This is a genomic window from Conexibacter woesei Iso977N, assembly GCF_000424625.1.
Lineage (GTDB): Bacteria > Actinomycetota > Thermoleophilia > Solirubrobacterales > Solirubrobacteraceae > Baekduia > Baekduia woesei_A.
In genome coordinates this window covers 896,638-923,111 of the sequence record NZ_AUKG01000001.1, presented here as the reverse complement: position 1 = coordinate 923,111, position 26,474 = coordinate 896,638, and the positions used below count along the sequence as shown (strand labels likewise).

23 protein-coding genes are annotated in these 26,474 nt (G+C 73.4%); 6 read left to right on the top strand and 17 right to left on the bottom strand.

What is annotated here, in order from left to right; genetic code table 11:
* Window positions 1-17 precede the first annotated feature (17 nt).
* The 5 genes from H030_RS0104555 to H030_RS0104535 all read right to left on the bottom strand — a co-directional run bounded on the left by H030_RS0104555 (window position 18) and on the right by H030_RS0104535 (window position 5,315).
* On the bottom strand, window positions 18-1,811 hold the full coding sequence (locus H030_RS0104555; RefSeq protein WP_196808997.1) for an ATP-binding cassette domain-containing protein: 1,794 nt from the start codon (window positions 1,809-1,811) through the stop codon (window positions 18-20).
* Window positions 1,808-2,521, bottom strand: a complete 714-nt coding sequence (locus H030_RS0104550; RefSeq protein WP_027005258.1) for an ABC transporter ATP-binding protein — start codon at window positions 2,519-2,521, stop codon at window positions 1,808-1,810. Before H030_RS0104550 ends, H030_RS0104555 begins: the two co-directional genes overlap by 4 nt.
* Before the next feature lie 85 nt (window positions 2,522-2,606).
* Entirely contained in the window at window positions 2,607-3,359 is a 753-nt protein-coding gene (locus H030_RS0104545; RefSeq protein ID WP_027005257.1) for an SDR family NAD(P)-dependent oxidoreductase, read from the bottom strand.
* Window positions 3,346-4,311, bottom strand: coding sequence for an aldo/keto reductase (locus tag H030_RS0104540; RefSeq protein ID WP_027005256.1), 966 nt, complete (start codon window positions 4,309-4,311; stop codon window positions 3,346-3,348). Before H030_RS0104540 ends, H030_RS0104545 begins: the two co-directional genes overlap by 14 nt.
* The gene (locus H030_RS0104535; protein WP_027005255.1) at window positions 4,308-5,315 is read right to left on the bottom strand and encodes a methyltransferase; all 1,008 of its coding nucleotides are present in this window, start codon (window positions 5,313-5,315) and stop codon (window positions 4,308-4,310) included. The genes H030_RS0104540 and H030_RS0104535 overlap by 4 nt, the downstream gene beginning before the upstream one ends.
* A gap of 12 nt (window positions 5,316-5,327) precedes the next feature.
* Between H030_RS0104535 and H030_RS0104530 the strand changes: the two genes are divergently transcribed.
* Genes H030_RS0104530 through H030_RS0104515 form a run of 4 tightly spaced genes read left to right on the top strand, consistent with a single transcriptional unit; the run spans window position 5,328 to window position 10,288 of the window.
* Window positions 5,328-6,959, top strand: coding sequence for a CocE/NonD family hydrolase (locus tag H030_RS0104530; RefSeq protein WP_027005254.1), 1,632 nt, complete (start codon window positions 5,328-5,330; stop codon window positions 6,957-6,959).
* The gene (locus H030_RS0104525) at window positions 6,959-7,630 is read left to right on the top strand and encodes a GntR family transcriptional regulator (protein WP_027005253.1); all 672 of its coding nucleotides are present in this window, start codon (window positions 6,959-6,961) and stop codon (window positions 7,628-7,630) included. Before H030_RS0104530 ends, H030_RS0104525 begins: the two co-directional genes overlap by 1 nt.
* Complete coding sequence (locus tag H030_RS29230; RefSeq protein ID WP_051221694.1) at window positions 7,627-8,601, top strand: aldo/keto reductase; 975 nt, start codon at window positions 7,627-7,629, stop codon at window positions 8,599-8,601. Before H030_RS0104525 ends, H030_RS29230 begins: the two co-directional genes overlap by 4 nt.
* Before the next feature lie 4 nt (window positions 8,602-8,605).
* Window positions 8,606-10,288: a CocE/NonD family hydrolase gene (locus H030_RS0104515; protein WP_027005252.1), complete on the top strand. Its 1,683-nt coding sequence runs from the start codon at window positions 8,606-8,608 to the stop codon at window positions 10,286-10,288.
* 137 nt (window positions 10,289-10,425) lie between these two features.
* On the opposite strand, the gene H030_RS0104510 is transcribed toward H030_RS0104515, so the two are convergent.
* Genes H030_RS0104510 through hpaE form a run of 4 tightly spaced genes read right to left on the bottom strand, consistent with a single transcriptional unit; the run spans window position 10,426 to window position 15,786 of the window.
* Window positions 10,426-11,763, bottom strand: a complete 1,338-nt coding sequence (locus tag H030_RS0104510) for an amidohydrolase (RefSeq protein WP_027005251.1) — start codon at window positions 11,761-11,763, stop codon at window positions 10,426-10,428.
* A complete protein-coding gene (locus H030_RS0104505; protein ID WP_027005250.1) occupies window positions 11,760-13,226 on the bottom strand; it encodes an aldehyde dehydrogenase family protein in 1,467 nt (488 codons plus the stop codon). The genes H030_RS0104510 and H030_RS0104505 overlap by 4 nt, the downstream gene beginning before the upstream one ends.
* Window positions 13,223-14,251: a 3,4-dihydroxyphenylacetate 2,3-dioxygenase gene (hpaD, locus tag H030_RS29225; RefSeq protein ID WP_051221692.1), complete on the bottom strand. Its 1,029-nt coding sequence runs from the start codon at window positions 14,249-14,251 to the stop codon at window positions 13,223-13,225. Before hpaD ends, H030_RS0104505 begins: the two co-directional genes overlap by 4 nt.
* A complete protein-coding gene (gene hpaE, locus H030_RS0104495; protein ID WP_051221690.1) occupies window positions 14,248-15,786 on the bottom strand; it encodes a 5-carboxymethyl-2-hydroxymuconate semialdehyde dehydrogenase in 1,539 nt (512 codons plus the stop codon). Before hpaE ends, hpaD begins: the two co-directional genes overlap by 4 nt.
* Before the next feature lie 87 nt (window positions 15,787-15,873).
* Here hpaE and H030_RS29220 point away from each other — a divergent pair, with 87 nt between their 5' ends.
* Window positions 15,874-17,337: a fumarylacetoacetate hydrolase family protein gene (locus H030_RS29220; RefSeq protein ID WP_051221688.1), complete on the top strand. Its 1,464-nt coding sequence runs from the start codon at window positions 15,874-15,876 to the stop codon at window positions 17,335-17,337.
* Window positions 17,334-18,245: a 4-hydroxy-tetrahydrodipicolinate synthase gene (gene dapA / locus H030_RS0104485; protein WP_027005248.1), complete on the top strand. Its 912-nt coding sequence runs from the start codon at window positions 17,334-17,336 to the stop codon at window positions 18,243-18,245. Before H030_RS29220 ends, dapA begins: the two co-directional genes overlap by 4 nt.
* Before the next feature lie 2 nt (window positions 18,246-18,247).
* On the opposite strand, the gene H030_RS0104480 is transcribed toward dapA, so the two are convergent.
* The 8 genes from H030_RS0104480 to H030_RS0104445 form a co-directional block, all read right to left on the bottom strand.
* Entirely contained in the window at window positions 18,248-18,934 is a 687-nt protein-coding gene (locus tag H030_RS0104480) for a GntR family transcriptional regulator (protein ID WP_027005247.1), read from the bottom strand.
* A gap of 44 nt (window positions 18,935-18,978) precedes the next feature.
* On the bottom strand, window positions 18,979-19,713 hold the full coding sequence (locus H030_RS0104475; RefSeq protein ID WP_027005246.1) for an SDR family NAD(P)-dependent oxidoreductase: 735 nt from the start codon (window positions 19,711-19,713) through the stop codon (window positions 18,979-18,981).
* Between the two features lie 4 nt (window positions 19,714-19,717).
* Window positions 19,718-20,476, bottom strand: coding sequence for a MoaF C-terminal domain-containing protein (locus tag H030_RS0104470; protein WP_027005245.1), 759 nt, complete (start codon window positions 20,474-20,476; stop codon window positions 19,718-19,720).
* A gap of 27 nt (window positions 20,477-20,503) precedes the next feature.
* On the bottom strand, window positions 20,504-21,604 hold the full coding sequence (locus tag H030_RS0104465) for a P1 family peptidase (RefSeq protein WP_027005244.1): 1,101 nt from the start codon (window positions 21,602-21,604) through the stop codon (window positions 20,504-20,506).
* Window positions 21,604-23,046, bottom strand: a complete 1,443-nt coding sequence (locus H030_RS0104460; RefSeq protein ID WP_051221686.1) for an APC family permease — start codon at window positions 23,044-23,046, stop codon at window positions 21,604-21,606. The genes H030_RS0104465 and H030_RS0104460 overlap by 1 nt, the downstream gene beginning before the upstream one ends.
* A 113-nt stretch (window positions 23,047-23,159) precedes the next feature.
* Window positions 23,160-23,867: an ABC transporter ATP-binding protein gene (locus H030_RS0104455; protein WP_027005242.1), complete on the bottom strand. Its 708-nt coding sequence runs from the start codon at window positions 23,865-23,867 to the stop codon at window positions 23,160-23,162.
* Window positions 23,868-23,893: 26 nt separating this feature from the next.
* Complete coding sequence (locus H030_RS0104450; RefSeq protein ID WP_027005241.1) at window positions 23,894-25,624, bottom strand: ABC transporter permease subunit; 1,731 nt, start codon at window positions 25,622-25,624, stop codon at window positions 23,894-23,896.
* On the bottom strand, window positions 25,611-26,471 hold the full coding sequence (locus H030_RS0104445; protein WP_027005240.1) for a branched-chain amino acid ABC transporter permease: 861 nt from the start codon (window positions 26,469-26,471) through the stop codon (window positions 25,611-25,613). Before H030_RS0104445 ends, H030_RS0104450 begins: the two co-directional genes overlap by 14 nt.
* Window positions 26,472-26,474: the final 3 nt, after the last annotated feature.

The following is a 26,474-nucleotide window of genomic DNA, read 5'->3' as shown; positions in this document are numbered from 1 at the left end:
CCCCTCGTCGTTGTCAGTTACGCCGCGGCGCCCGCATGCGGGCCGCTGCCGACGTAGGCCTCCACGACCGCCGGGTCGGCCAGCACCTCGTCCGGCAGTCCCGCGGCGATCACCCGCCCGAAGTCCATGACGACCAGCGCGTCGCACGCGGCGCGCACCAGGTCGATGTCGTGCTCCACCAGCAGGACGGTCGAGCCCGTCCGCTCCGGGATCTCCGCGATCCGGCGCCCGAGCAGCTCGGTCTCCGCCGCGCCCTGGCCCGCGGCCGGCTCGTCGAGCAACAGGACCGCCGGGCGCCCGGCCGCGAGGCCCGCGACCTCGAGCATCCGGCGCGCGCCGACGTCGAGCGTCCCGATCGGGACGTCGGCCGACGGGCAGTCGAACCACTCCAGGAACTCGGCGATCTCCGCCGCGCTCATGCTCCGCCCGGCGGCGGTCTGCAGGAACATCCCGGCGGTCAGGCCCGGCGGGACGCGCAGCTGCTGGAACGAGCGCCGCAGCCCGGCGCGCGCCCGCTTGTGCGGCGCGAGCTTGTTGATGTCCTTGCCTTCGAGCAGGACCTGGCCGGTCATGGGCGCGAAGCCGGTCGCCGCGTTGATGAGCGTCGACTTGCCCGCGCCGTTGGGCCCGAGCAGCGCGGTCACCGAGCCCTTCGGCAGGACCAGCGACGCGTCGTCGACCGCGGTCACCGAGCCGAAGCGCACGGTGACGTCGCGCAGCTCCAGCGCCGGCGGCGCGTCGTGCGGGACGACGCGACGCGCGCGGATCGCCGCGGCGGCCGGCGCGTCGAGGAGCGCCTCGACCGCGAGCGGCGCCTCGGCGTCGGCCGCAGCCGCACGCTCGGTCGCCTCGCGCGCCCGCTTGGCCTGGCGGCGCATCTTGATGATGTCGCTCTGCCCCATCTGGCCCCTGCCCTGGGCGAGCACCGCGACCCCGAGCACGCCGAACGCGATGTTCGCGTAGGACTGCGACAGGTCGAGCTTCTCCAGCAGCACCGGCATCAGCGCGCCGGCCATGCCGGCGATCACCGCGGCGTCCCAGTTGTGGACGCCGATCGTGACCGCGATCGCGAAGTAGAACAGCGACGTCTGCGCGCCGAACGCCTGCGGCGTCGTCGAGCCGGCCTGGCCGACGAGCAGCGCGCCCGAGACGCCCGCGATGAACGCCGCGACGCCGAACGCCGCCAGCTTCGACGACGCGACGCTCGTGCCGTGCGCGGCCGCCCCGCGCTCCGAGTAGCGCAGCTCGATCCACGACGCGCCCAGGCGCGTGCGGTCGACCACCTGCAAGATGATGAAGATGATCCCGACGACGAGCAGGACGAACTGGAAGTAGCCGCCGTCGCTGGTGAACGCCGCGGGCCGCTCCACGAAGCTGAAGGAGTCGGTCCCCGGGAACTGCTTGGCGGAGAAGACGACGTCGACCGCCGTGGCGAACGCGAACGTCGTGATCGCGAGGTTGACCCCGCGCAGCCGCAGCGCCGGGCCGCCGATCAGCAGGCCCGCGGGCACGGCCGCCAGGCCGGCGAGCAGCGTCCAGACGTAGAAGCCGCCGGGGACGCCCTTGACGTTGCACCAGCCGACGACCCAGGCGCCGATCATCGCGAACGACAGCTGGCACAGCGAGATCACGCCGACGCGGCCGGTGATCACGCCGAGGCTCTGCATCACGACGACCGCGATCAGGCCGCTCGTCAGCAGGAACGTCCAGTACTGGCCGACGTAGGCCGGGACCAGCACCAGCGCCAGGACGACGACCGCGACGAGCGGGCCGGTCGTGCGCGCCGCGCGCCGCAGGGTCGGCGCGCTCACCGCGCCGCCCCCGTGCCCGCGGCCTCGCCGAGGTACAGGCGCTGCAGCAGGCCGTCCTCGTCGCGCAGCTCGGCGCACGTGCCGTCGTAGACGACCTCGCCGCCGCGCAACACGTAGGCCTTGGTCCCGGCCTCCAGCGCCAGCGCGGCGAACTGCTCGACCAAGACGATGGCCATGCCTTGCTGGGCCAGCTCCACGACCGCGGCCATCAGCCGCCTGAGGACGACCGGCGCAAGGCCGAGCGACAGCTCGTCGACCAGCAGCACGCGCGGGTCGCGCACGATCGCGCGGGCGACGACGAGCATCTGCTGCTCGCCGCCGGACAGCAGGCCGCCGACGACGTTGCGGCGCTTGTCCAGCTCCGGGAAGAGCGTGAACGCCGCCTCGATCTCGCCGCTGGGCGAGGCGACCAGCAGGTTCTCCTCGGTCGTCAGGTCCGGGAACACGCCGCGGCCCTGCTCGACGTGCGCGAGCCCCGCCCGCGCGCGCCGGTACGCCGGCCGGCGGTCGATCCGCTCGCCGCCGAGCAGCACCTCCCCGGCGCGCACGCCGATCACGCCGCTGATCCCTTCCAGCAACGTGGTCTTGCCCGCGCCGTTGAGGCCGAGCAGGACCGTCACCGATCCCGCCTGTGCCTCCAGCGTTGCCCGTCGCACGATCGGCAGCCCTTCGCGCTCGATCGTGACGTCCCGGACCTCCAGAACGCTCACTCGCTCTCCTCCCCCTCCGTCGTAACGGAAATCGTATATGAGATCCTATACCTGCTTGCGAAGAAAAGGCAAGACCTTTTCTGGATCAGGTGAGGAGCTGGCCGCCGTCGACCGGCACGACGACGCCGGTGACGTGGCTCGCGGCCGCGCCGCAGAGCAGCAGCACAAGCGGCAGGAGGTCGGCCGGATCGGCGATCCGGCCGAGCGGGATCCGCGCCTCCCACGCCTCGCGGGCGCCCGGCATCTGCATCGCCATCTCGGTCAGCGGCGTCAGCACCGGGCCGGGCGCGACGCCGTTGACGCGGATGCCGTGCGGGGCGAGCTCGATCGCGGCCGTGCGGGTGATCGCGTCGACCGCGGCCTTCGTCGCCTCGTAGTGGCCGAGGCCGGCCGTCGGCTGGCGCGCACCGATCGAGCTGACGTTGACGATCGCGCCGCCCGCGCCCGCCGCGACCATCGCGCGCCCGACCGCCTGCGTCATCAGCCACGTACCGCGCACGTTGGTCTGCAGGACCGCGTCGAGCACCGCGGGGTCGAGGTCGAGGAACGGGCCGCCGCCCGCGACGACGCCGGCGTTGTTGATGAGGATCTCCGGCGGGCCGCCGAGCTGCGCCGCGACCGCCTCGACCGCGGCGGTCACCGCGGCCGCGTCGGAGATGTCCACCGTGAACGGCACGCCGCCGATCTCACCCGCGACCGTCGCCGCGGCGTCCGCGTTGACGTCGAGCACCGCGACGCGGGCACCCTCCGCCGCGAGCCCGCGCGCGAGCGCCGCGCCGATCCCGGACCCCGCGCCGGTGACGAGCGCGACGCGCCCGCTCAGCTCAGGCGCCGACATGCTGGTCCACCCAGAGCTCGTCGACCGCCGCGCGCAGCGGCTCGGCGCCGACCCGCTCCAGCAGGTCCAGCGCGCCCAGGTTGTCCTCCAGCTGCTCCATCCGCGACGCGCCGAACAGGACGGTCGCGGTGGCCGGGTGCGCGAGGCCGAAGGCGACCGCGACCTGCGCGGGCGTCGCGTCCCAGCCCGCGGCGATCTCGCGCAGGCGCGGAGCGACCGCCGCGATCCGCTCGCGGACGCCGCCGGGGTCGCGCCCGACCACGCGGTCGGAGCCGACGCGGCCGGCGAGCATCCCGCCCTCGAAGACGTCGGAGGCCTGGAGGCTGATGCCGGTCTCGGCCAGCAGCGCCCGGTACTCCGGGTCGTCGGCCATCGCGCGCCGGCACGGGCTGTACTTCAGCTGCGCCAGCTGCGGGCCCGGGACGCCCTCGGCCTGCGCGGCCTCGTGCGTCGCGCGCAGGTCGGCGACCGACCAGTTGTTGACGCCCCACGCGCCGAGCAGGCCGGAGCGCACGGCCTCGGCGAGGTCGAGCACGAGCGCGCGGTAGTTGATGGTCTCGGTCCGGATGTCGCCGAGGACGGCGAGGTCCGCGCGGTCGGTCCCGACGCGCTCGAGCGCGCGCTGCAGCTGCGCGCTCATCGTGATCTGCGGCCACGGCTCGAGCCAGAGCTTCTCGCTCAACCTGTAGTCCTCGCGGGCGATCCCGGCGTGCTCGACGAGGCGCCCGAAGATCACGTCGGTGAACGAGTGGTGGATCTTGCCCGACTCGTCGAGCGGTACGCCGCCGTAGACGCCGACGTCGAACAGGTCGATCCCGGCGTCGACCGCGCGGCGCAGCAGCGCCGCGCCGTCGTGGAAGTCCATGCGGTCGTAGGTGTGCCAGGAGCCGAGCGCGAGGACCGAGACCTCCGGCCCGCTCGTGCCGATCCGGCGCTTCGGGACCGTGGTCATGCCGCCTCCGCGATCAGGACGCGCGGCGAGCCGGGGACCGCGCGGGTCTCCACGAAGCGCCAGCCGGTCGGCTCCAGCCAGGACCGCACGTCGGCCTCGGGCCAGACGACGGTGCCGTCGATCACGAGGTACTCGCCCGCCAGCAGCGCGTCGAGCGGCCGCTCGGGCGCGCCCTCGTCGAGGTAGAAGTCGAGCACGAGCAGCGTCGCGCCGTCCTCGGCGACCGCGCGGGCGCGGCGCAACAGCTTCATGTTGTCCTCGGCGGAGTAGCGGTGGACGACGTGCTCCAAGAGCACGCAGTCGTAGCGGCCGGGGATCGGGTCGGCCAGCACGTCGGCGCCGACGACCTCGACGTCGAGCTCGGCCGGGAACGACTCGCCCGCGAACTCGACCATCGACGGCTCGGCGAAGAACGTGGCCTTGAGGTCCGGCCGCGCGGCGGCCGCCGCGGTGATGAACGCGCCCGACAGGCCCGCGAGGTCGAGCATCCGCGCGTGGCCCGAGAAGTCATAGGTCTGCGCCAGCATCAGCGCGTGGGCCGTGTTGTAGGTACTGACGCCGCCGAAGAACAGCGCGGTGCGCTCCGGGTCCGGCTCGGCGCTGGTGAAGACGTCCAGCGACTGCGGGGCGTCGCGGCGGACCGTGTCGCTGTAGTTGGTCCAGTGGTTGTAGGAGATGCCGTCCCAGAACGCGAGGAACGGGCGCAGGTCGAGCGCGTCGCCGTCGCCCGCCAGGTAGGTCGCGGCCGCCGCGGAGTTGGCGTACCGGTCGCCCTCACGGGTCAGGAGGCCTTGCCCGACCATCGCGTCGGCGACGATCCGGCACGACCTCTCCGGGAGCCCGAGCCTGCCCGCCAGCGCCGCGAGGTCGAGCGGCCCGTCGGCGAGGCCGGCGAAGAGCCCGACCTCCGACGCGGCGAACAGCTGCTTGGCGGCCATGAACCCGGCGGCGACCGCCACGATCGGCTCCGGCGTCACTGCTTCAGTTTTCGTGAACGAAATCATATACGTGATGATATGCTGCCGCCGATTCAGACGGCAAGCGACATCGGACTTCCGGCCCGCTGGGCCGAGCGGCTCCACGGCCCGGCGGCCCCGCTGGCCGGCGCGCAGGAGCACCGCGTGCGGATGCGCGACGGCGTCCGCCTGGCCACCGACGTCCACCTGCCGGCGCCGCTGCGCGGCCGGATCCCGGCCGTGCTCGTGCGGTTGTCCTATGACAAGTCCGGCGCGGGGCCCGCGATGGCGGCGGTGGCGGCGCAGCTGGCCGACCGCGGCTACGCGCTCGTCGTCCAGGACGTGCGGGGGACGTTCCGCTCCGGCGGCGAGCGCGCGCCGTGGCTGCACGAGGCCGACGACGGCTTCGACACGATCGACTGGATCGTGCGCCAGCCGTGGTGCGACGAGCGCGTCGCGATGCTCGGCGACTCCTACCTCGGCTTCACGCAGTGGGCGGCGGCGGCCGCGGCGCACCCGGGGCTGAAGGCGATCGCGCCGCGGGTCGCCTCCGAGCAGGTGCCGGACGCGTGGTTCGCCGCCGACGTCGCATCGCTCGCGGGCGTCGACTGGCTCGCGCGCTGGTGGTCGGGGCCGGGCATGGTCGCGGGCGACATCCTGGACCTGACCGCGCGGCCGCTGATCGACGCGATCCCGGCCGACCTGCGCGACGCGCGCACGCTGCACCGCGAGTTCCTGAGCCTCGAGCGCGACGAGCTGCACGCCGCGATCTACCCCGGCGCGCTCCCGGCCCGCGGCCTGCGCATCCCCGCGCTGCACACCGGCGCGTGGTTCGACGTCATGACGCCCTACCAGCTGCGCGACTGGGCGACGGTGACCGCGCACGCGCCGGCCGCCGCGCACCAGCACCTCGTGATGGGCGCGGCCGACCACGACGGCAACCCCTACAACATCGCTGCCGCCGACCGGCACCTCGACCGCGCCTGCGACTTCTTCGACATCCACGTCCGCGGCACGGAGAGCGGAGCGCTCCCCCGTGTGCGCTACGAGCTGGCCGGCGGCGGCTGGCACACCGCGCCCTCCTGGCCGCCGCCGGAGGCGCGGGCGCTGTCGCTCGCGCTGACCGCCTCCGGCGCGCTCACGCCGCGCGCCGACTCCGCCGCCGGGACGCTCACCTGGACCCACGACCCCCTCGCCCCCGTCCCCTCGCTGCACGCCGACGACAACACCATGTTGATCGAGGCACTCCCCGACGAGGCCGCCGTCCACGCCCGCGAGGACGTCCTCACGTTCGACGCCGAGCCCGCCGCGACGGCGCTGACGTTGGCCGGGCCGGCGACGCTCGCGGCGCGGGCGACGTCGACCGCTCCCTCCGCTCACCTCGTCGCGACGCTCTGCGACGTCGCTCCGGACGGCCGCGCCACGCAGATCACCGAGGGCATCGCGTGGCTCGACGCGCGCGCCGAGGACGCCACCGTGCGTCTCGCCGACATCGCCTACATCCTGCCCGCGGGCCATCGCCTGCGCCTCGCGCTCTCCGGCTCGCGCTTCCCGCGCTGGGTCGCGCATCCGGGCGTCGGCGGCAACCTCTGGACCGCGACCGAGCGCCGCGCCGCGCACCAGACGGTCGCGGTCGGCGGCGCGCGCTCCGCGACGCTCACGCTCTCCGTGCTGCCGGGCGGCGACGCGTAGTGGCCGGCGTCAAGGGCACCGGACTGACGAAGCAGGAGCGCGTCTACCGCCACGTGCGCGAGCGGATCCTGTCGGGCACCTACGGCCCCGGCTACCGCGTCGTCATCACGCACATCGCGCGCGAGCTCGACGTCTCCGCGCTGCCGGTGCGCGAGGCGATCCGGCGGCTGGAGGCCGAGGGGCTGATCGTCTTCCGCCCCAACGAGGGCGCGCAGGTCGCGGCCTCCGAGCCCGGCTTCTTCGAGCACGAGCTGCGCGTGCTGGCGGTGCTCGAAGGCCACGCGACCGTGATGGCCGCGCCGCACCTCAGCCCCGCGCGCCTGGACCACCTCGCCGAGCTGAACGAGCAGATGGTCGAGGCGATGGGCCGTTGGGACTCGCTGACGTTCGGCCGGCTCAACCAGGACTTCCACGCCGCGGTCTACGACGCCTGCCCGAACCCGCCGCTCGTCGACCTGCTGCGCGAGCTGGCGCGCAAGCTCGACGCGATCCGGCGCACGACCTTCGTCCACATCCCCTACCGCGGCGACGCGGCGGTGCAGGAGCACCACGCGCTGATCGCGCTGATCCGCGACGGCGCGCCCGACGAGCAGGTCGAGGCCGCCGCGCGCCAGCACAAGTTGAACACCTTGGAGACGTTCCGCCGCGCGCGGGAGGAGGAGCAGCGATGACTCATACATCTTGGTCGCGCCTGGCGCTCGGCTCGTGGCACACCTGGGACCGCATGCCCCACGACGAGGGCGTCGACCTGTTCCGCGCCGCGGTCACGGGCGGCGCGCGGCTGTTCGACGTCGGGTCCTACAACATGGGCCCGCACGAGGAGGGGTCGGAGACCGACGTGCTCTTCGGCGCGATCGCGCGCGACTCCGGCCTGGACCGCGACGCCTGGCAGCTGTGCTGGAAGCTGTGGCTGTGGACGTGGCCGGCCGAGCCGCTGGCGGTCCAGCTCGACCGGCTGGAGCAGCGCGCCGGCTACGACCGCGCCGAGCTGGCGATCCTCGGCGACTTCGTCGGCGAGCTCGACGTGGAGCGCGTGGTCGGTGAGGTCGGCGAGCTGCTGCGCGACGGCCGGATCGGCGCGTGGGGCGTCAACAACTGGAGCGCGCAGGACATCGGCCGCGCCGACGACGCCGCGCGCGCCGCCGGGCTCCCCGGCCCGGCGCTGGCGCAGCTGAAGTACTCGGTCTGCCGCCGGTCGGTCGCCGAGGGCGCGCCGTGGCGCGCGCTGCTCGACGAACGCGGCATCGCGATCCAGGCGTCCGACGTCTTCGAGGGCGGGATCCTCGCGGGCGGCGCCGCCGCCACGCGCCGGATCGGCATGGACACCGGCGCGATCCGCGAGCAGATCCGGGCCGGCGCGCCCGCGCTGGCGCAGATCGCGCGCGACGAGTTCGGCGCGACGCCCGGGCAGCTCGCGCTCGCGTTCTGCCTCGCCAACCCGGACGTCGCCTCCGTGCTCTTCGGCGTCAGCCGCCGCGCGCAGTTGGACGACAACTTGGGCGCGCTCGCGCTCGCCGCCGAGCATGGACCCGCACTACGCGCACGCGTGGAAGACCACTGGCTCGACCGCGGCGTCGTCGACCCCGGCGCCTCGTGGGGCACGACGCGCGAGGAGGCCGTGGCGGCGACGCCGCCCCGGTGACCGCATGGAGGCCGCGTCCACGATGAGCGACTGGCGCCGCGAGGTCCCGCCCCGCTGGGCGCCGCTGGTGTACGACGCCGCGCCGATGCACCCGGCGGCCGAGCCGCACCTCGTGCCGATGCGCGACGGCACGCGCCTGGCGACCGACGTCTACCGGCCGGAGCGCCTGCGCGGCCGCGCGCCCGCCGTCCTGATCCGCACGTGCTACGACAAGTGCGGGTTGTTGATGGACCTGCCCGGCGTCGCGCTGGCGCTGGCCGCCGAGGGCTACGTCGCGGTCGTCCAGGACGTCCGCGGCCGCTTCCGCTCCGAGGGCGAGCGGCGCCCGTTCTTCCACGAGGTCGACGACGGCTACGACACGCTGGAGTGGATCACGCAGCAGGCGTGGTCCGACGGCGCGGTCGGCATGCACGGCTCGTCCTACCTCGGCTTCTGCCAGTGGGCGGCGGCCGCCTCCGGCCACCCGGCGCTGCGCGCGATGTCGCTGGCGATGACCTCGCAGCTCGTCCCGCCGACGTGGTGGGGCCCGGCGCTCGCCGCGCCCGACGGGACCGAGTGGCTGGTCTCCGAGTGGGCGTCTTCGGCGCGGATCGAGGGCGCGTCGCTGGACTGGACGCGCCGTCCGTACGCCGAGGTGATCCCCGAGGACCTGACCGCCGTGCGCGGGCTGCTCGGCGAGCTGCGCGCGCTGTCGGCCGACCCGGCCGCGCTGCAGGCGCACGCCTACCCGCGCGGGCTGCCCGCGAGCGCGCTGCGGATCCCGGCGCTGCACGTCGGCGGCTGGTTCGACCTGCTCAAGTCCTGGTCCCTGCAGGACTGGGCGACGGTGACCGGCGGCGGCGCGCCCGCGGCCGGCGACCAGCAGCTCGTGATCGGGGCGGTCGACCACATCGGCCGGCCGTTCGGGATCGAGGACGACGAGGGCGCGCCGCCGCGCGGCGGCGGGCTGGAGCCCACGTTGTCGTTCTTCGCTCAACACCTCCAACAACGCCGTCCGCGCCGGCGCCCGCCGCGCGTGCGCTACGAGATCGCCGGCGCCGGCTGGCGCCAGGCCGACCGCTGGCCGCCCGCGCCGCTGCGCCCGTGGATCCTGCACCTCGCCGACGCCGAGCGCGCGACGACGACGCTGCTCGGCGGCGCGCTGTCCGCCCGCGCCGACCGCCGGCGCTCGTGCGCGCGCTGGGTCCACGACCCCGAGGCGCCGGTGCCGTCGCTCGGCACCGAGATCGTCCTGCCGATCCCGCACGAGGCCGCGACGCACATGCGCCCCGACGTCGCGACGTTCACCTCCGAGGCCCCCGACGCGCCCCTCGACCTCGTCGGCCCGGCCGCCGCACAGCTGGAGATCGCCTCGACCGCACCCGCGATGCACGTGCTCGCGACCCTGCTGCACCTCGCACCCGACGGGACCGTCCACCAGCTCGCCGAAGGCATCGCGACCGTCGACACGCTCCACGGCCCGGCACGCGTGACCGTCGAGCTCGGGGCCATCGCGTTCCGGCTCGCAGCCGGCCACCGCCTCCGCCTGGCGATCTCCTGCTCACGCTTCCCGACCTACCTGCCACATCCCGGCACCACCGAATCCGTCTGGACCGCCATCCGCACCCAAGCCGCCGAGCAGACCCTCTGGGCCGGCGGCTCCCTGGGCTCGATGCTGCTCCTCAGCGTCCTCAGCCCACCACGCTGACGACCACCCTCGCTCTGAAGCACCGCGCGTCCGGGCTCCTCCCTCTGACCCAAGACGTCGCGCCGCTGAACGCAGAAGCCTCGATCCCTAGCTCAGAAGCCTTGCGCCTCTGGGCTCAGAAGCGACGCGCCTTCGGTTCAGACAGCTTTGAACGCAACGGTGCCGTCGACCAAGGTGTAGGTGATGTCGGCGGCCGGTAGGTCGGTGGGTGGGATGGCGAAGGGGTCGGTGGACAGGATGCAGAGGTCCGCGACCTTGCCGGGCTCGATCGAGCCCTTCCAGTCGGCGGCGCCGTCTTGGTGGGCGGCGTCGATGGTGTAGGCCTTGATGCCTTCGGCGACCGTCAGGCGCTGGGCGGGGTCGGCGCGGGTGGCGGCGGCTGCGATCGAGGCGCGCCAGTCGGGTGCGACGACCGGTGCGTCGGAGGACAGGCGTAGCGGTACGCCCGCCGCGCGCGCGGTGCCGAACGCGAAGGCCTGCGCGGCGCGCTCGTCGCCGAGTGCGGCGGCGAGCATCCCGGCGGTGGCCTGCTGGATCACCGGCTGGGCGTTGAGGCCGATGCCGTGCTGTGCCATCCGCTCGAGCGTGCACGGCGACGCGCAGTCGCCGTGGATGACGTAGTGGCCCGCGTCGTCGCGGCCGTCGGCCGCCATCGCCTCGGCGAACGCGTCGACCACGATGTCGATCGCGCGGTCGCCGGTCGCGTGCACCGCGACCTGCCCGCCCGCACGGTGGCCCGCGAGGATCATCGCGCGCAGTCCCGCCTCGCCGCCCTCGGTCAGCAGCTCGCCGCGCCCGCCGCCGTCGCCCGGGTACGGCTCCGACATGTAGGCGTTGCGCATCGGCGGGATGCCGTCGGCGAAGATCTTCAACCCCAGGATGTTGAACCAGCGCGGGTCGCAGCCCGCCGCGGGGTCCTCCGAAGACAGCCCGGCCGCGACCGCCTCGAGCGTCGACGGCCCGTCGAGCTCCCCGAACAGGCGCAGCGCGCTGACGCGCACCCGTAGCGCGCCCTCGCGCGCGAGCGACACGTACGTGTCGAGCACCGCCGCGCCGCACGCCCCGCCGTGCTGACCGTCGGCGCCCGGGCCGAGGCCCGGCTCCGTGCAGCTCGTGATGCCGTAGGACAACAACACGTCCTGCGCGCGCTCGATCGCGCCGCGCCGCTCGGCCTCGGTCTCCAGCTCGCGCGGGGTCGGCAGGCCGCCGCCGGCGGCCATGGAGTCCATCCACAGCTGCGGCCAGTACGCACCGAGCATCGCGGCGTGGACGTGCGAGTCGTTGATCCCCGGCAGGATCGCCCCACCGCGCACGTCGAGGACCTCCGTGCCGGGACCCACCCACGCGCCGCTCTCCGCCGCCGGACCGACCCAGACGACAAGCCCATCCCGCACCGCGACCGCCCCGTCCGCAACCACCCGGAACCCCGGATCGACCGTGACGACCGTGCCGCCGCGCACCAGCAGGTCGCTCACAGCACCACCGTGACGACCTTCTCCTCCGTGTTGGCCTCGATGCCCGCGTAGCCGAGCTCGCGCCCGACGCCGCTCTGCTTCAGCCCGCCCCACGGCAGCCGCGCGTCCGGCGCACCCGCGCCGTTGACCCACACGGTCCCGGCCTTGACCTGCCGCGCCAGCGTGTGCGCGGCGCTCACATCCGACGTCCACAGGTACGCCGCCAGCCCGTAACGCGTGTCGTTGGCGGCGCGGACCGCCTCGGCGACGTCGTCGAAGGGCACCAACAACCCGACGGGCCCGAAGATCTCCTCGCGCGCGATCCGCAGGTCGTTGGTCCCGTCGGCGAAGACCGTCGGCGCCACGAAGTAGCCCGGCCGGTCCGGCCGCTCGCCGCCCGCGACCAGCCGCGCGCCCTCCTCGACCCCGGCCGAGATGTAGGACATGACCTTGTCGCGCTGGCGCGCGTTGATCAGCGCGCCCATCTGCGTCGCGGCGTCGAACGGGTCGCCGAGGACGACCGAGCGCGCGATCTCGCCAACCCCCTCGACGACGTCGTCGTACAGGGAACGCGCCACGAAGATCCGGGTGCCCGCCGCGCAGACCTCGCCCTGGTTGGCGAGGAAGCCGCCCGCGATCCCGGGCACGACCGCGGCCACGTCGGCGTCGGCCAGCACGATCTGCGGCGACTTGCCGCCCAGCTCCAACGTGCAGCGCTTGAACTCGCGCGCGCACTGCACGCCGATCTCGCGCCCGACCTCCAGCGACCCCGTGAACGACACCTTGTCGACGCCCGGATGCGCGACCAGCGCCGCGCCCGCCACCGGGCCCAACCCGGTGACGACGTTCAACGTGCCCGCCGGGAACCCGGCCTCCTCGACCAGCGCGGCGAGGTGCAGCGCGGTCAGCGGCGCGTCCTCGGCCGGCTTCAACACCACCGTGTTGCCCGCGGCCAGCGCGGGCGCGAGCTTCCAGCAGGCGAGCATCGTCGGGACGTTCCACGCGGTGATCGCCGCGACGACGCCGAGCGGCTCGCGCAGGGTGTAGGAGTGCCGCGGCCGGCCGAAGTTCGGCAGCGCGTCGATCAGCCGGCCCTCGATCTTGTCGGCCCAGCCCGCGAAGTGGCGGACGACGTCGATCGCGTTGGGGATGTCGACCGCCCGCGGCTCGAACGCCGGGCGCCCGACGTCGAGCGCCTCCAACGTCACGAAGACCTCGAGGTCGCGCTCCATCAGCTCGGCAAGCTTGTACATCAACTTGCCGCGGTCGGCCCCGCTCAGGCGCCCCCAGGCGCCCTCGAACGCGGCGTGCGCCGCGCGGACGGCGGCGTCCACGTCCTCGGCCGACGCGGCGGGCAGCGTCGCGAGGTGCTCCTCGCTCGCCGGGGCGACCACGTCGAACGTCGTGCCGGTCGACGACTCCTCGCGCCACGCGCCGCCGATGAACAGCCCGCGCTGCAGGCGCGGAAGCTCGACCGTGCTCATGCCATCACCTCGCTGTGGGTGTCGCGCTCATCCACGCCCGCGGCGCGCGTGGCCACCAGTTCCCCGTCCGGCCCGAGGATCCGCGAGGACTCCTCGTACCAGGAGTCCGGCGCGCGCGTGCCCCAGAACGAGCGGCAGCGCGGGTCGGCCGTCGACCACCGCAGCGGCTCGTGGTCGGGGTCGCCGGTCCAGTAGTCGCAGGAGTACAGCTCGATCCGGTGGCCGTCGGGATCGCGCAGGTACACGAAGAACGCGTTGGACACGCCATGGCGCCCCGGGCCGCGCTCGATCAGGTCCGAGTGGCGCGCGCCCGCGAGCTGGTCGCACGCGCGCAGGATCCCGGCGGGCTCGCCGACCCACCACGCGACATGGTGCACACGCGGCCCGCGGCCCGCGGTCAGCGCGACGTCGTGCACACCCGGCTTGCGCAGCATCCACGCCGCGGTCAGCTGCTCGTCGTCGCCGTCGGTGGCGATGTACTCCGAGCAGCGGAAGCCCAGCGCGCGCCAGAAGGCGAAGCTCTCGGCGACGTCGGGCGTGTGCAGGTTGAAGTGGTCGAAGCGCAGGACCGGCGCGCCGCGGTGCAGGTCGAAGCGCTGCAGCTGGGACTCGACGCGGTCCATGGCGTAGTAGAGCTCGAGCGGGTAGCCCATCGGGTCGAACGTGCGCAGCGCGCTGCCCATGCCCAGCTCGGCGCGGTCGACCCACGCGGTCGCCAGCCCGCGCCCGCTGAACCAGCGCTCAGCGCGGTCCAGGTCCTCGGGCGAGCGGACCCGGAACGCCAGGCGGCCGACGCCGGCGACCGGCGCCTGGCGGATGACGAGCGAGAACAGCGAGCGCTCCTCCCAGCCGCGGAAGTACACGGCGTCCTCGGTGCGGCCCGCGACGATCAACCCCAACAACTCGGAGTAGAACCGCTCGGACGCGTCGAGGTCGGTGACCAGCAGCTCCGGGTACCCGGCGCGCAGGATGTCGAAGTCCGGCGCCTGCACCGGCCGGGTCACGATCTCGGCCACCGTGGTCATGCAGACGTCTCCTGGTCGTCGTCGCCAAGCCCGAGCTTCGGGATCGCGTGGGTGCCGAGCGCGACGTGCACGATCTCGGTCTCGCAGTAGAAGTCGAAGGCGTAGTCGCCGCCCTCGCGGCCGATGCCGCTGTTCTTGACGCCGCCGAACGGCGTCCGCAGGTCGCGCACGTTCTGGGAGTTGATCCAGCACATGCCCGTGTCGAGCGCGTGCGCGACGCGGTGCGCGCGCGTGAGGTCGTTGGTCCACACGTACGCGGCGAGACCGTACTCGGTCGCGTTGGCCAACCGGATCGCCTCGGCCTCGTCGGCGAACGGCGTCGCGACGAGGACCGGCCCGAAGATCTCCTCGCGGAAGACGTCCATGTGCTCGTCGGCGTCGGCGAGCACCGTCGCCTCCAGGTAGTTGCCGCGGTCCAGCCCGTCCGGGCGCCGGCCGCCCGCGAGCACGCGCGCGCCCTGGCGCCGCGCCGAGTCGATGTACTGCACGACGCGCTCGTGGTGCTCGGCGCGGATCAAGGGCCCCAACTCGGTCTTCGGGTCGCCCGGGTCGCCGACCCGGATCCTCTTGGCCCGCTCGGCGATCGCCGAGACGACCGCCTCGTAGCGCGAGTTGTGCACCAACAGACGCGAGCCCGCGGTGCAGCGCTGGCCGTTCATGGTGAAGATCTGCGCGAGCGCCGCGTCGACCGCCAGCTCCGGGTCGGCGTCCTCGAAGACCAACACAGGGGACTTGCCCCCGAGCTCGACCGACGAGCGCTTCAGCGTCGGCGCGCCCGCGGCGATGATCGTCGAGCCGGTGCTCGTCTCGCCCGTGAAGCAGATCAGGTCCACGCCCGCGTGCGAGGACAAAGCGGCACCCGCGGTCTCGCCGAAGCCGTGCACGACGTTGAAGACCCCGGCCGGGACGCCCGCGTCGGCCAGCACCTCGGCCAGCAGCGTCGCGGTCAGCGGCGACCACTCGGCCGGCTTCAACACCACCGTGTTGCCCGCGGCCAGCGCCGGGGCGATCCGCCAGGTCGAGAGCATCAGCGGCGCGTTCCAGGGCATGATCATGCCCGCCACGCCGACCGGCTTGCGGATCGTGTAGTTCAGGAACTCCTCGCCGACCTGGAACGAGCGACCGTGCAGCTCGGTCACCACGCCCGCGTAGTACTCGAAGTTGGTCGCCGCGCGCGCGGCCAGCCCGCGCATCTGCGCGACCGGCATCCCGATGTCGCGCACCTCGCGCTCGATGAACTCGTCCGCGCGCTCGCGGATCAGCGCGCCAACCCGGCGCAACACCGCAGCGCGATCGGTCGCCTTCATCCGCGGCCAGTCGGTGGTGTCGAACGCGCGCCGCGCGGCACCGACCGCGAGGTCGACGTCGAACGCGTCGCCCTCCGCCGCCGCGGCGAGCGGCTCGTTGGTCGCGGGGTCGAGGCTGACGAACGTGCGGCGCGACTGCGACTCGCGGAACGCGCCGTCGATGAAGTGGCGCTGGAGCGGATAGGCGTGGGTCCCGCCGGCCGCGGGGGCCGCCTGCGCGGACGTCACCGGCCGCTCGTGATGCGCTGGCAAAGCATGCTCAGATCGTATAGGATTTCAGCTGATGATGTCAACGCTCGCTCGCGGCCTCCGCCGATGAACCTGCCCGGCGACCTGACGCCGACCAAGGTCATCGCGGTCCACCTCAACTACCGCAGCCGGGCGGAGCAGCGCGGCCGCGTGCCGGACGTCCCGTCCTACTTCCTCAAGCCGCCGTCCTCGCTGTCGGGCGACGGCGTGCCGGTCCTGCGCCCGCGCGGCACCGAGCTGCTCGCGTTCGAGGGCGAGGTCGCGCTGGTGATCGGGAAGCGGTGCAAGCGCGTGCATCCGGACGACGCGCTCGCGCACGTCGGGTGGGTCACGGTGGCAAATGATTTCGGACTTTACGACCTGCGGTGGGCCGACCGCGGCTCCAACCTCCTGTCGAAGGGCCAGGACGGCTACACGCCGATCGGCCCGCGCTGCGTCCCGGCCGCCGAGCTCGACCTGGACCACCTGGTCATCGAGACGCGCGTGGACGGCGAGACGGTGCAGCACGACAGCACCGCCAACCTGCTGTTCTCGTTCGCCGACCTCGTCGCCGACCTGTCGCGGCTGGTCACGCTGGAGCCCGGCGACGTGATCCTGACCGGCACGCCCGCGGGCTCGCGCCCGGTGCAGGCCGGCAGCACGGTCGAGGTCGAGGTCTCCGGCATCGGGACGCTGCGCAGCCCCATCGCCGACGCCGACCACCCGCTCGAGCCGTGGGGCGCGCAGCCCGCGGTGTCGGGCGCGACGCGCGCGACCGCGCTCGGCGTCAACGCGCCGCGGCCGGTCACGCTGACCGACGCGGCGTGGTCCGCGCTGCAGCGCGTCTCGACCGCGACGCTCACGGTCCAGCTCACCAGGCGCGGGATCCGCAACGCGTTCATCGCCGGCGTGCAGTCCACGCGCCCGGACCTGCGGCTGCTCGGCTACGCCTCCACCCTGCGCTACGTCGCGCTGCGCGAGGACATCCGCGACGCCGACACCGCGCCGCTGAACCAGCAGAAGCAGGCGGTCGAGTCGATCTCCCCCGACGAGGTGCTCGTCATGGAGGCGCGCAACGACCCGGGCGCCGGGACGATCGGCGACATCCTCGCCGCGCGCGTGCTCGCCCGCGGCGGCGCCGGGATCGTCACCGACGGCGGCCTGCGCGACCGCGACGCCGTCGGCGCGCTCGACCTCCCGACCTACTACCAGGCGCCGCACGCCGCGGTCCTCGGGCTGATCCACTACCCGCTCGAGCGCAACGTGCCGATCACCTGCGGCGGCGCGCTCGTCATGCCCGGCGACGTGCTCGTCGGCGACGGCGACGGCGTCGTCGTCCTGCCCGCGGCGATGGCCGAGTCGATCGCCCACGACGCGCTCGCGCAGGAGGACCGCGAGGCCTGGGCGCTGGAGCGCGTGCGCGCCGGCGACTCGATCCGCGGCGTCTACCCGCTGGGCGACGCGCGCCGCGCCGAGTACGAGGCGTGGCTCGCCGCGCGCGCCGCCGAGACGACCGAGACGACCCCGGACGAGCAGGAGCTCCCCACATGACGCTGACCCCCACGCCGTTCGCCGGCGACCCCACCTCCGTCAAGGGCGCGATCACGCCGCTGGTGACGCCGTTCCACCCCGACGGCGCGCTGGACCTGGAGTCCGTCGCGACGCTCGTGAACTGGCAGCTGGAGCGCGGCACCCACGGCATCTCGGTCGGCGGCTCGACCGGCGAGCCGACGTCGCAGACCGTCGAGGAGCGCATCGCGGTGATGCGTGCGGCGACCGCCGCGATCGCCGGGCGCGTCCCGTTCCTGCCCGGCACCGGCAGCGCGAGGCTCGACGAGACGTTCGCGCTCTGCGCCGAGGCCCAGGCGCTCGGCGCCGCGGCCGCGCTGGTCGTCACGCCCTACTACGGGCGCCCGACCCAGGAGGGCCTGTTCGACTGGTACTCGCGCGTCGCGAGCGAGTTCCCGGACCTGCCGATCATCGCCTACAACGTGCCGATCCGCGCGGCGGTCGACGTCGCGCCGCAGACGGTCGCCAAGCTCGCGCGCAAGCACGACAACATCGTCGGGATCAAGGAGACGACCCGCGACTTCGAGCACGTCTCCTACGTGTTGAACGCGTGCGGGACCGACTTCATCGCCCTGAGCGGGATCGAGCTGCTCTGCTACCCGATGCTCTGCCTCGGCGGCGACGGCCACCTGTCATGCGTGGGCAACTTCGCGCCCGAGCCGGTCGCCGAGCTCTACGACGCGTTCGTCGCCGGCGACCACGCGCGCGCCCGGCAGCTGCACTACGACTTGCACCCGCTCGTCGACGCGGCGTTCGCCGAGACCAACCCGATCCCCGCGAAGTGGGTCCTGGAGCGCATGGGCGTCCTGCCCTCCGGCTTCGCGCGCGAGCCGATGTCGCCGCTGAGCCAGGCCGGCCAGGCGAAGGTCGCGGCGCTGCTGAACCTGTAGGACTACGCCGAGGCGGGCACGTCGCCCGCTTCGGCGCGTTCCCTCTGCCAGGCGCGGAAGGACTCGACCGTGTGGAGCTTGTGCGCGCGGGCGGCGGCCTCGATGTCGCCGGCCGGCGCGCGCTTCTCGATCAGCCTGATCAGCTCGCGGTGCTCGGCGACCGACTGCGAGCCGCGGTACGGGATCTGCACGAAGACCGTGCGGCGGATCGCGTCCAGGCGGCGGGCGACGTCGCGCAGGCTCGCGACGAGCGTCGCGTTCGGGCAGCGTTCGTAGATCAGGTTGTGGAAGGCCTGGTTGTGGCGGCCGAAGGCGAGCGAGTCCATCGCCTCCATCGCGCCGACCATCTCCTGCGTGAAGCCCTTGAGCGCCCTGAGGTCCGTCTTGCTGAGCTCGGGCGCGGCGAGCGCGGTCGCGTAGCCCTCCAGGACCGCGAGGACCGTCATCTCCTCGTCGAACAGCCCGGGCTCGGCCGGCGCGACCTGCGCGCCCGCGTTCGGGCGGTAGATCACGAGGCCCTCGGCCTCCAGGCGCCGGATCGCCTCGCGGACCGGCAGCGCCGAGACCTCGAACTCCTCGGCGAGCGCGTCGATCACCACGCGGTAGCCCGGACCCCACTGCCCGCTCAGGATCCGCTCACGGATCGCCTGGTAGACACGCTCCTGCTTGGTCTGCTTGGCCGCCGGCACGGTTAACGATCCTAGATGGTCTGGATGATGGCGATGTGATCGGATCAGGCCGGGAAGCCCGATCGGGCCAGGAAGCCGTGGTCGGCGACCAGCGCGGCGCCGTTGACCGCGGCGCTCAGCGGCGACGCGAGGTACGCGACATGACGTGCGACCTCGGACGCGTCGATGACCGGGAAGTCCTGGCCGGCGAACCCGTCGGGCAGCGCGAGGTCGCCGCGCGACATCGGCGTGTCGACGATCGACGGGCAGACGCAGTTGACGCGGATCCCGTCGGGCGCGAGGTCGACCGACAGCGCGCGGGCGAGCATCAGCAGCGCGCCCTTCGAGGCGCAGTAGGGCGCCATCCCGGGCGCGGCGACGAGCGCGGAGTCGGAGGCGACGAAGACGATCGCCGCGCCCGGGCGCGCCGCGAGCAGCGGTTGCGCGTGCTTGGCGACCAGGAACGGCCCGCGCGCGTTGACGGCCATCACGGCGTCCCACGCTTCCACATCAACTTGATGCGCCGGCGTCCCGACGGGGCCGGAGATCCCGGCGCAGCAGACGACCGCGTCCAGCGGCCCGCGCGCCGCGACCGTCCGCAGCGCGCTGCGGACGTCGGCCTCGACGGCGACGTCGGCGCGCACGAACGCCTCGGCGCCCGCGGCGCCGGCGCCGCGCGGGTCGCGGTCCAGGACCGTCACCCGCGCGCCCTCGTCGCACAGCACGCGCACGCACGCCGCGCCGATCCCCGACGCGCCGCCGGTGACGAGCACCGACCGCCCGGCCAGCCCGAGGTCCAAGGCGCTAGGTGAGCGGTGCGTGCTCGGTGGTGTTCAGGACGACCGCGCGGGCGCCCATGCGGATCGAGTTGTAGGCCTCGTCCGCCGTGTCCCAGCCGAAGATCCGGCCGTTGTTGCGCAGGTTGACCCAGTCGATGACGACGATGCCGTCGCACGGGACGACGCGCTCGCGCCACGTGAACAGGTAGACGTCGGGCCGGATCTCGTAGGCCAGCGTCGGCTCGGCGTCGGCCTGGCCCTTCTCGGCGCCCTCGATGCAGTGCCACGCGTAGGTCGAGTCGTTGAGGTAGACGTGCTCGTAGGCGTGGTCGGCGTCGTAGATGTACTGGACGCGCCTGCCGACCATCGCGCCGGTGCGCTCGTGCCTGGCGCCGGGCGCCGCGCCTTCGAGCGTGCCGTGCTCGACGACCTCGCTGACCGCGATCTCGCCGTCGCCGACCGTCGAGGTGACCGCCGTGACGATCGCGCGCTCGAGGTCGAGGACGAGCACGACCGCGGTGCCGGGCGCACCGGCGACCATGAAGTCCACCAGGAACACGTCGTCCAGGACCTCGCGCGCGGCGTAGGCCTCGTCGCCCGCGTCCCAGGTCAGCCGGTCGGCGTCGTGGAAGGTGTAGGTGTTGGTCGTGCCTTCCGCGTAGGTCACCGCGAACGTCCGGCCCGCGAGGCCGTCCGTGCGCGGGATCGAGTTCGTGCCGAACCCCTCCAGCGCGTTGAGGGTCTTCCACTCGGCGGGAGGGACGTACTCGTAGAGGTCGGCCATCAGATATGAAATCCTACAGGATCAATCCTACGCCGCGAGCACGAGCTCGCGCAGCGCGTCGTGCGGGATCGCGTGCGCGGTCACGCCGTCGCGGCCGGTGACCGTCTCGGCGGCGACCATCGCGTTGACGATCGCCTCCTCGGTCGCCTCGATCGCCGCGTCGAACAGCGGGTCCATGTAGGCGTTGCCGACCGCGCGCAGCGCGACCTCCTTGGGCCCGAGGTCGTCGTAGCTGTCGGCGTGCAGCTCGCCGTTGCCGGTGGCGAAGGCCAGGAACAGGTCGCCGCTGAAGTGCTCGCCGGTCCCGCCGATCCGGGCGATCCCGATCGTCGCGCGCTGCGCCAGCCGCGTGCACTGGTGCGGCAACAGCGGCGCGTCGGTCGCGACGACCACGATGATCGACCCGCCGCCGGCGCCTGCGGGCGAGGGCAGCGGCGGCGCGGGCACCGGCACGACGTCCGGACCGAGCCTGCGCCCGACCGGGACGCCCTCGACCGTCAGCCGCGAGCGGCGGCCGTGGTTGGCCTGGACCAGCACGCCGACCGTGTAGCCGTCCGCGGTCACGCGCGACGACGTCCCGATGCCGCCCTTGAACTCGTGGCAGACCATCCCGGTCCCGGACCCGACGCCGCCCTCGGCGACCGGCCCGTCGTCGGCCGCCGCCAATGCGGCGGTCACGTCGTGGGCGGTCACGTGCTGGCCGTCGATGTCGTTCAACAACCCGTCCCACGTCTCGGCCACGACCGGCAGCGACCAGAACAGCCCGTTGTGCCCGTGGCGGCGCGCGTGCTCGGCGACGAGCGCGTCGCGCACGACGCCGACCGAGTGCGTGTTGGTCAGCCCGACCGGCCCGGTCAGCAGCCCGGACTCCCGGACCCACTCCAGGCCGGTCATCTCGCCGTTGCCGTTGAGCCGGTGCGCGCCCGCGAAGACCGGGTGCGCCCATGGATCGGCCGCGGGCAGGACGAGCGTCACGCCCGTCCGGACCGGGCCGCGCCCGACGTCGAGCGGGCCGTCGCCCTCGATCCGGGTCGCGTGCCCGACCCGGACGCCGGGCACGTCGGTGATCGCGTTCTGCGGGCCGGTCGGCAGCGATCCGATCGTCAGGCCGAGGTCACGGGCCCGCATCAGCCCTGGTCGCTCGTCGCGTTGAGGATCAACCAGTGGGTCTTGCGCCGCGGGTGCAGGAACACGCCGTAGTAGAGGAGGGACACGACCACGATGATGATGCCGACGCGCAGGTCCTTCCAGGCCTGCTCGTACAAGATGACGCAGCAGCCGACCAGGCCGACGATCGGCGCGACGGGCCAGAGCGGCATCCGGTAGGGGCGGTCGAGGTCCGGGCGGCGCACGCGGCTGAGGATCGCGGCCAGCGCGATCATCGCGTAGTCGATGGCCAGGGTGACGCCGGTCCAGGTCGACAGCGTCACGACGTCGACGGTCAGCACCAGGATCACGCCGACCGCGCCGACGACGATCGTCGCCAGCCACGGCGTCTTCAGCTGCGGGTGCACGGCGCAGAAGACCTTGTTGACCGGCCCGGGCCAGGCGCGGTCGCGGCCGCTGGACCACATGATCCGCGCGCACTGCAGCAGGATCGCGATGACCGCGTTGAGGATCGCGGCGGCGATCGCGAGCGAGATGATGTCGTTGAGCGTCTTGGACCCCAACGTGGTCATCAGGTACTGCATCGGGCTCGCGTCGTTGGTGAAGGCCGCCAGCGACGGCGTGCCGAGCAGCGCCAGCGTGATCGGGACCAGCTCGAAGACCACCGCGATCGTCAGCGACCACAGGATCGCCTTGGCGATGCCCTTCGACGGCCCCTCGGTCTCCTCGACGAAGTTCAAGGCGTTGGCGTAGCCGTTGTAGGCGAAGATCGCGATCGCCACGCCCGACAGGATCATCGACAGCGACACGGTCGTCGCGTGGCCGGTCGCGTCCCAGACGTGCGGCGAGAACAGCTCGCTGACCGGCTGCTGGATGTGGATCAGGCCGAGCGCCGACACCACCAACAACGCCAGCAGCTCGCAGGACAGGAAGATCCCGGTGACGACCGCGTTGAAGCGGATCCCGAAGACCGCGACGACGGTCGCCAGCGCGATCACGATCGCGGCCAGCGTCTTGGCGTCCATCGAGAACACGACGCTCAGGTACTGCGCCATGCCGAGCGCGATGACCGCGGGGATGAACGCCGCGGCGACCGGGCCGGTGAGGACGAGCGAGACGAACCCGGCCGCGCGGCCGAGCACGCGGTTGATGATGGCGTAGTCGCCGCCGGCGATCGGGTAGGCCGCGCCGAGCTCGGCCCAGCACAGCGACATCGCCGCGCCGATGAACGCGGCGATCGCCAGCGCGAGGAACGTCGCGCTGCCGACCGTGACCAGCAGCACCGGGATGATGATGAACACCGACGAGGCCGGCGTGATCGCCGAGACGGTGATCGCGACGTTGCCGAGCACGTTGAGCGCCCGGTGCAGCTCCTGCTTGTAGTGGCCGTCGTGGTGGTCTCCGCCGCCGCCCGTGGGCGGGGTCGGCGGCTCGGACGACGTGGTGGTGGCGATGGAGGTCACGGTTCCATCCTCTGCCTGACGGCTTGCGGCGCCTACCGTCACTTGGTCGTATGTTCGGCGATCCTATACGACATTGTGTCGTATCGAGATCAGTCATAGTTGATCGGTTCGGGTCAGGCGACCGCCGCGGGCGGGGTCGCCGCCTCGCCGAGGTACAGCCGCCGCAGCAGCTCCTCGTCGCCGCGCAGCGCGGCCGGCGCGCCGTCGTAGACGACCTCGCCACGGCTGAGCACGTAGGCGCGGTCGGCGACCGCGAGCGCGAGGTGGGCGAACTGCTCGACGAGCAGGATCCCGACGCCCTTGCGGTCGGCGAGGTCACGCACCGCGCGCATCAGGCGCTGGATGACGATCGGCGCGAGGCCGAGCGACATCTCGTCGATCAGCAGCACCTTCGGCGCGCCGACCAGCGCGCGGGCGATCACGAGCATCTGCTGCTCGCCGCCCGACAGCAGGCCGGCCGCGACGTCGCGGCGCTTCTCCAGCTCCGGGAACAGCGTGAACGCCTCGGGGATCGCGGACTCCGGGTGCAACCCGACGCGCAGGTTGTCGATCGTCGAGAGGTTCCTGAAGACCGTGCGGCCCTGCTCGACGTGCGCGAGCCCGGCGCGGGCACGCCGCGCGGGCCGCAGCCTGGCGATGTCCTCGCCGTCGAGCAGGACGCGGCCGGCGCGCGAGCGCGCCGCGCCCGACAGGCCGTCCAGCAGCGTGGTCTTGCCCGCGCCGTTGGCGCCGAGCAACACGGTGATCTTGCCGGCCTCGACGGTCAGCGACGCGTCGCGGACGATCGGCAGTCCGGCCCGGTCGACCGACAACTCGTCAATGTGTAGGAGTTGCTTCTGCTCGCCACTCACACTGTCACCTCCTGGTCCTCGGGCACGCCGAGGTAGGCCTTGACGACCTCGGGCGCGGCGAGCGTCTCGTCCGGAGCGCCCGACGCGATGACCACGCCGAAGTCCAGGACGGTGACGCTGGAGCTGCACACGCGCACCAGGTCGATGTCGTGCTCGACCAGCAGGACCGACGTGCCGAAGCGCGCGGGCAGGTCGGCGATCCGCTGGGCCAGCGCGACCGACTCGTCGTGCGCCTGCCCGGCGGCGGGCTCGTCGAGCATCACCAGCCGCGGCCGCGCCGCGACGACCGCGGCGACGTCGACCGCGCGCCGCGACCCGACGTCGACCTCGGCGATCCGCGCCGACGCGGGCGGGCAGCCCAGCCACGCCAGCAGCGCGTCGAGCTCGCGGGTGGTCAGCGACCGGCCGACCGCGAGGCGCAGGTACTGCCCGACCGTGAGGTCGGGCGCGATCCGCGTCTGCTGGAACGTGCGCCGCACGCCTGCACGGGCGCGCTCGGACGCGGTCAGGCCCTCGAGCGGGCGGCCGTCGAGCTCGACGGTCCCGTCGTAGCGCGCCAGGAAGCCGGAGACCGCGTCGATGAACGTGGACTTGCCCGCGCCGTTGGGGCCGACGAGCGCGGCGACCGACTTCTGCGGCACCACGAGGTCGACGCCGTCCAGCGCCCTGATCGACCCGTACTCGACGCGCAGGCCGCGGACGGCCAGCGCGGGCTTGTCGCTGCGCGCGCGCTCGGGCGCGGGCGGCAGCGCGTCGGCCGGCGGCGGCTCCGGCACCGGGCGCTTCGGGCGGTGCCGGCGCAGCAGGCCGCGCAGCGCCTCGCTCTGCGTCGTCCCCGCGCTCAGCGCCTGCGTGGCGCCGACGGCGAAGAAGATGTTCCCGAGGTCCTGGGCCCAGTGCAGGCGCCGCAGCAGCTCCGGGAAGAACGCGCTCAGCACGCCGCCGAAGACCGCGCCCTCGGCGTACTGCGAGCCGGCCATCGTCGCCAGCGCGAACAGCACGAGCGACTGCATGATGTTGAAGTTGTCGGCGACCAGCGTCCCGAGCTGGCCGGCGAGCAGCCCACCGCTGATGCCCGCGATGAACGAGCTCAGCGCGAAGGCCGACAACTTGCTCCGGGGCACGCTCACGCCGTGCGCGGCGGTCGCGCGCTCGGAGTGCGCGATCGACGTCCACGACGCGCCCAGCCGCGTGCGCGAGATCAGCGCGAGGACGACCGCGACGATCCCGAAGACGATCAGGCAGAGCTTGAAGTACTGCGTGTCGGTCAGGAACGACGACGGCCGCGGGACCGCGATGAAGTCGGTCTGCCCCGGGAACGACGTCGAGCCGAGCACGACGTCCGCGCAGGTCGCGAAGCCGAGCGTCGCGACCGCGAGGTTGATCCCGCGCAGGCGCAGCGACGGCAGCCCGATCGCGAGGCCGAACGGCACCGCCGCCAGGCCGCCGAGCAGGATCCACAACAACAGGTCGCCCGGCGCGTGGTGGACGTTGAGCCACGCGACCGTGTAGGCGCCGATCGCGGCGAACGACATCTGGCACAGGCTCAGCATCCCCGCGCGGCCGGAGACCACGCCGAGGCTCTGCAGCGCGACGGCCGCGATCACCGCGGTCGTCGCGAGGAAGATGTAGTAGTCGCTCAGCAGCGCCGGGACCAGCACGATCCCGGCGATGACGAACGCGAGCGGCCCGGCGACCGGGCGGCCCAGGGCGCTAACGCGCTTCATCCCACTGCTCCTTGCGCTGCGACCACAGCAGCGCGACGAGGATCACGGCGAACGGCAGCACGCCCCGGTACTCCTGGATCTGATCGATCCCCGCGGCGACGCCCTCGAGGATCCCGAGCGCGAGGCCGCCGAAGAACGCGATCTCGATCGACTGGAAGAGCCCGATCAGGGCCGCGGCCAGAGCCGGGACGATCAGCAGGCTCAGCGAGCTGAACGAGGGCGTGCGGCTCGGGGCGATGACGACGATCGCGATCGTCGCCAGCGCGCCCGAGGTCGCCCACATGCCGCACGCCAGCCAGCGCGTGCGCAGGCCGAGGTGCTCGGCGGTCGACGGGCGCTCCGAGAGCGCCCGCAGCCGCACGCCGGTCCGCGTCCGCTTCAGGAACGCGGAGATCCCGACGGTCAGCGCGGCGGCGAGCACCACCGTGATGACGCTCGCCTCCGTGATGACGGCACCCGCGATCGTCACCACGCCGCCCGAGAACGGCGACGGGAAGTCGTGCGGGTGCTCGGCGCCGAAGATGCGGGCGCCGAGCGAGATCAGGCCGACGAGGAAGGCGACCATGACGGCCGCCTTCGTCGACGGGCTCGACTCGGCGAACCACGTCGCCATGACGAGGCCGGCCAGCGCGGTGACCGCGGCGCCGCACGCGACGCCGACGATCAAGGCCGGCGTGAACGCCCAGCCGTGCTCGGTGAGCACGGTCGTGGTGAACGCGCCGAAGGCCGCGAGCGCGGCGCCTGCGAAGCTGACCACCGCGACGACGCGGTAGAGCAGCACGACGCAGACGCCGAGCAACGCGTAGGTCCCGCCGGCCGCGAGGCCGGCCACGCCATTGGTGATCATGTC

Coding starts and splice junctions, on each gene's coding strand:
- H030_RS0104545 (WP_027005257.1), bottom strand. CDS start 3,359: ATGTCGGCGCCTGAGCTGAGCGGGCGCGTCGCGCTCGTCACCGGCGCG.
- H030_RS0104540 (WP_027005256.1), bottom strand. CDS start 4,311: ATGACCACGGTCCCGAAGCGCCGGATCGGCACGAGCGGGCCGGAGGTC.
- H030_RS0104535 (WP_027005255.1), bottom strand. CDS start 5,315: ATGATTTCGTTCACGAAAACTGAAGCAGTGACGCCGGAGCCGATCGTG.
- H030_RS0104530 (WP_027005254.1), top strand. CDS start 5,328: ATGCTGCCGCCGATTCAGACGGCAAGCGACATCGGACTTCCGGCCCGC.
- H030_RS29230 (WP_051221694.1), top strand. CDS start 7,627: ATGACTCATACATCTTGGTCGCGCCTGGCGCTCGGCTCGTGGCACACC.
- H030_RS0104515 (WP_027005252.1), top strand. CDS start 8,606: ATGGAGGCCGCGTCCACGATGAGCGACTGGCGCCGCGAGGTCCCGCCC.
- H030_RS0104505 (WP_027005250.1), bottom strand. CDS start 13,226: ATGAGCACGGTCGAGCTTCCGCGCCTGCAGCGCGGGCTGTTCATCGGC.
- hpaD (WP_051221692.1), bottom strand. CDS start 14,251: ATGACCACGGTGGCCGAGATCGTGACCCGGCCGGTGCAGGCGCCGGAC.
- H030_RS29220 (WP_051221688.1), top strand. CDS start 15,874: ATGAACCTGCCCGGCGACCTGACGCCGACCAAGGTCATCGCGGTCCAC.
- dapA (WP_027005248.1), top strand. CDS start 17,334: ATGACGCTGACCCCCACGCCGTTCGCCGGCGACCCCACCTCCGTCAAG.
- H030_RS0104470 (WP_027005245.1), bottom strand. CDS start 20,476: ATGGCCGACCTCTACGAGTACGTCCCTCCCGCCGAGTGGAAGACCCTC.
- H030_RS0104465 (WP_027005244.1), bottom strand. CDS start 21,604: ATGCGGGCCCGTGACCTCGGCCTGACGATCGGATCGCTGCCGACCGGC.
- H030_RS0104450 (WP_027005241.1), bottom strand. CDS start 25,624: ATGAAGCGCGTTAGCGCCCTGGGCCGCCCGGTCGCCGGGCCGCTCGCG.
- H030_RS0104445 (WP_027005240.1), bottom strand. CDS start 26,471: ATGATCACCAATGGCGTGGCCGGCCTCGCGGCCGGCGGGACCTACGCG.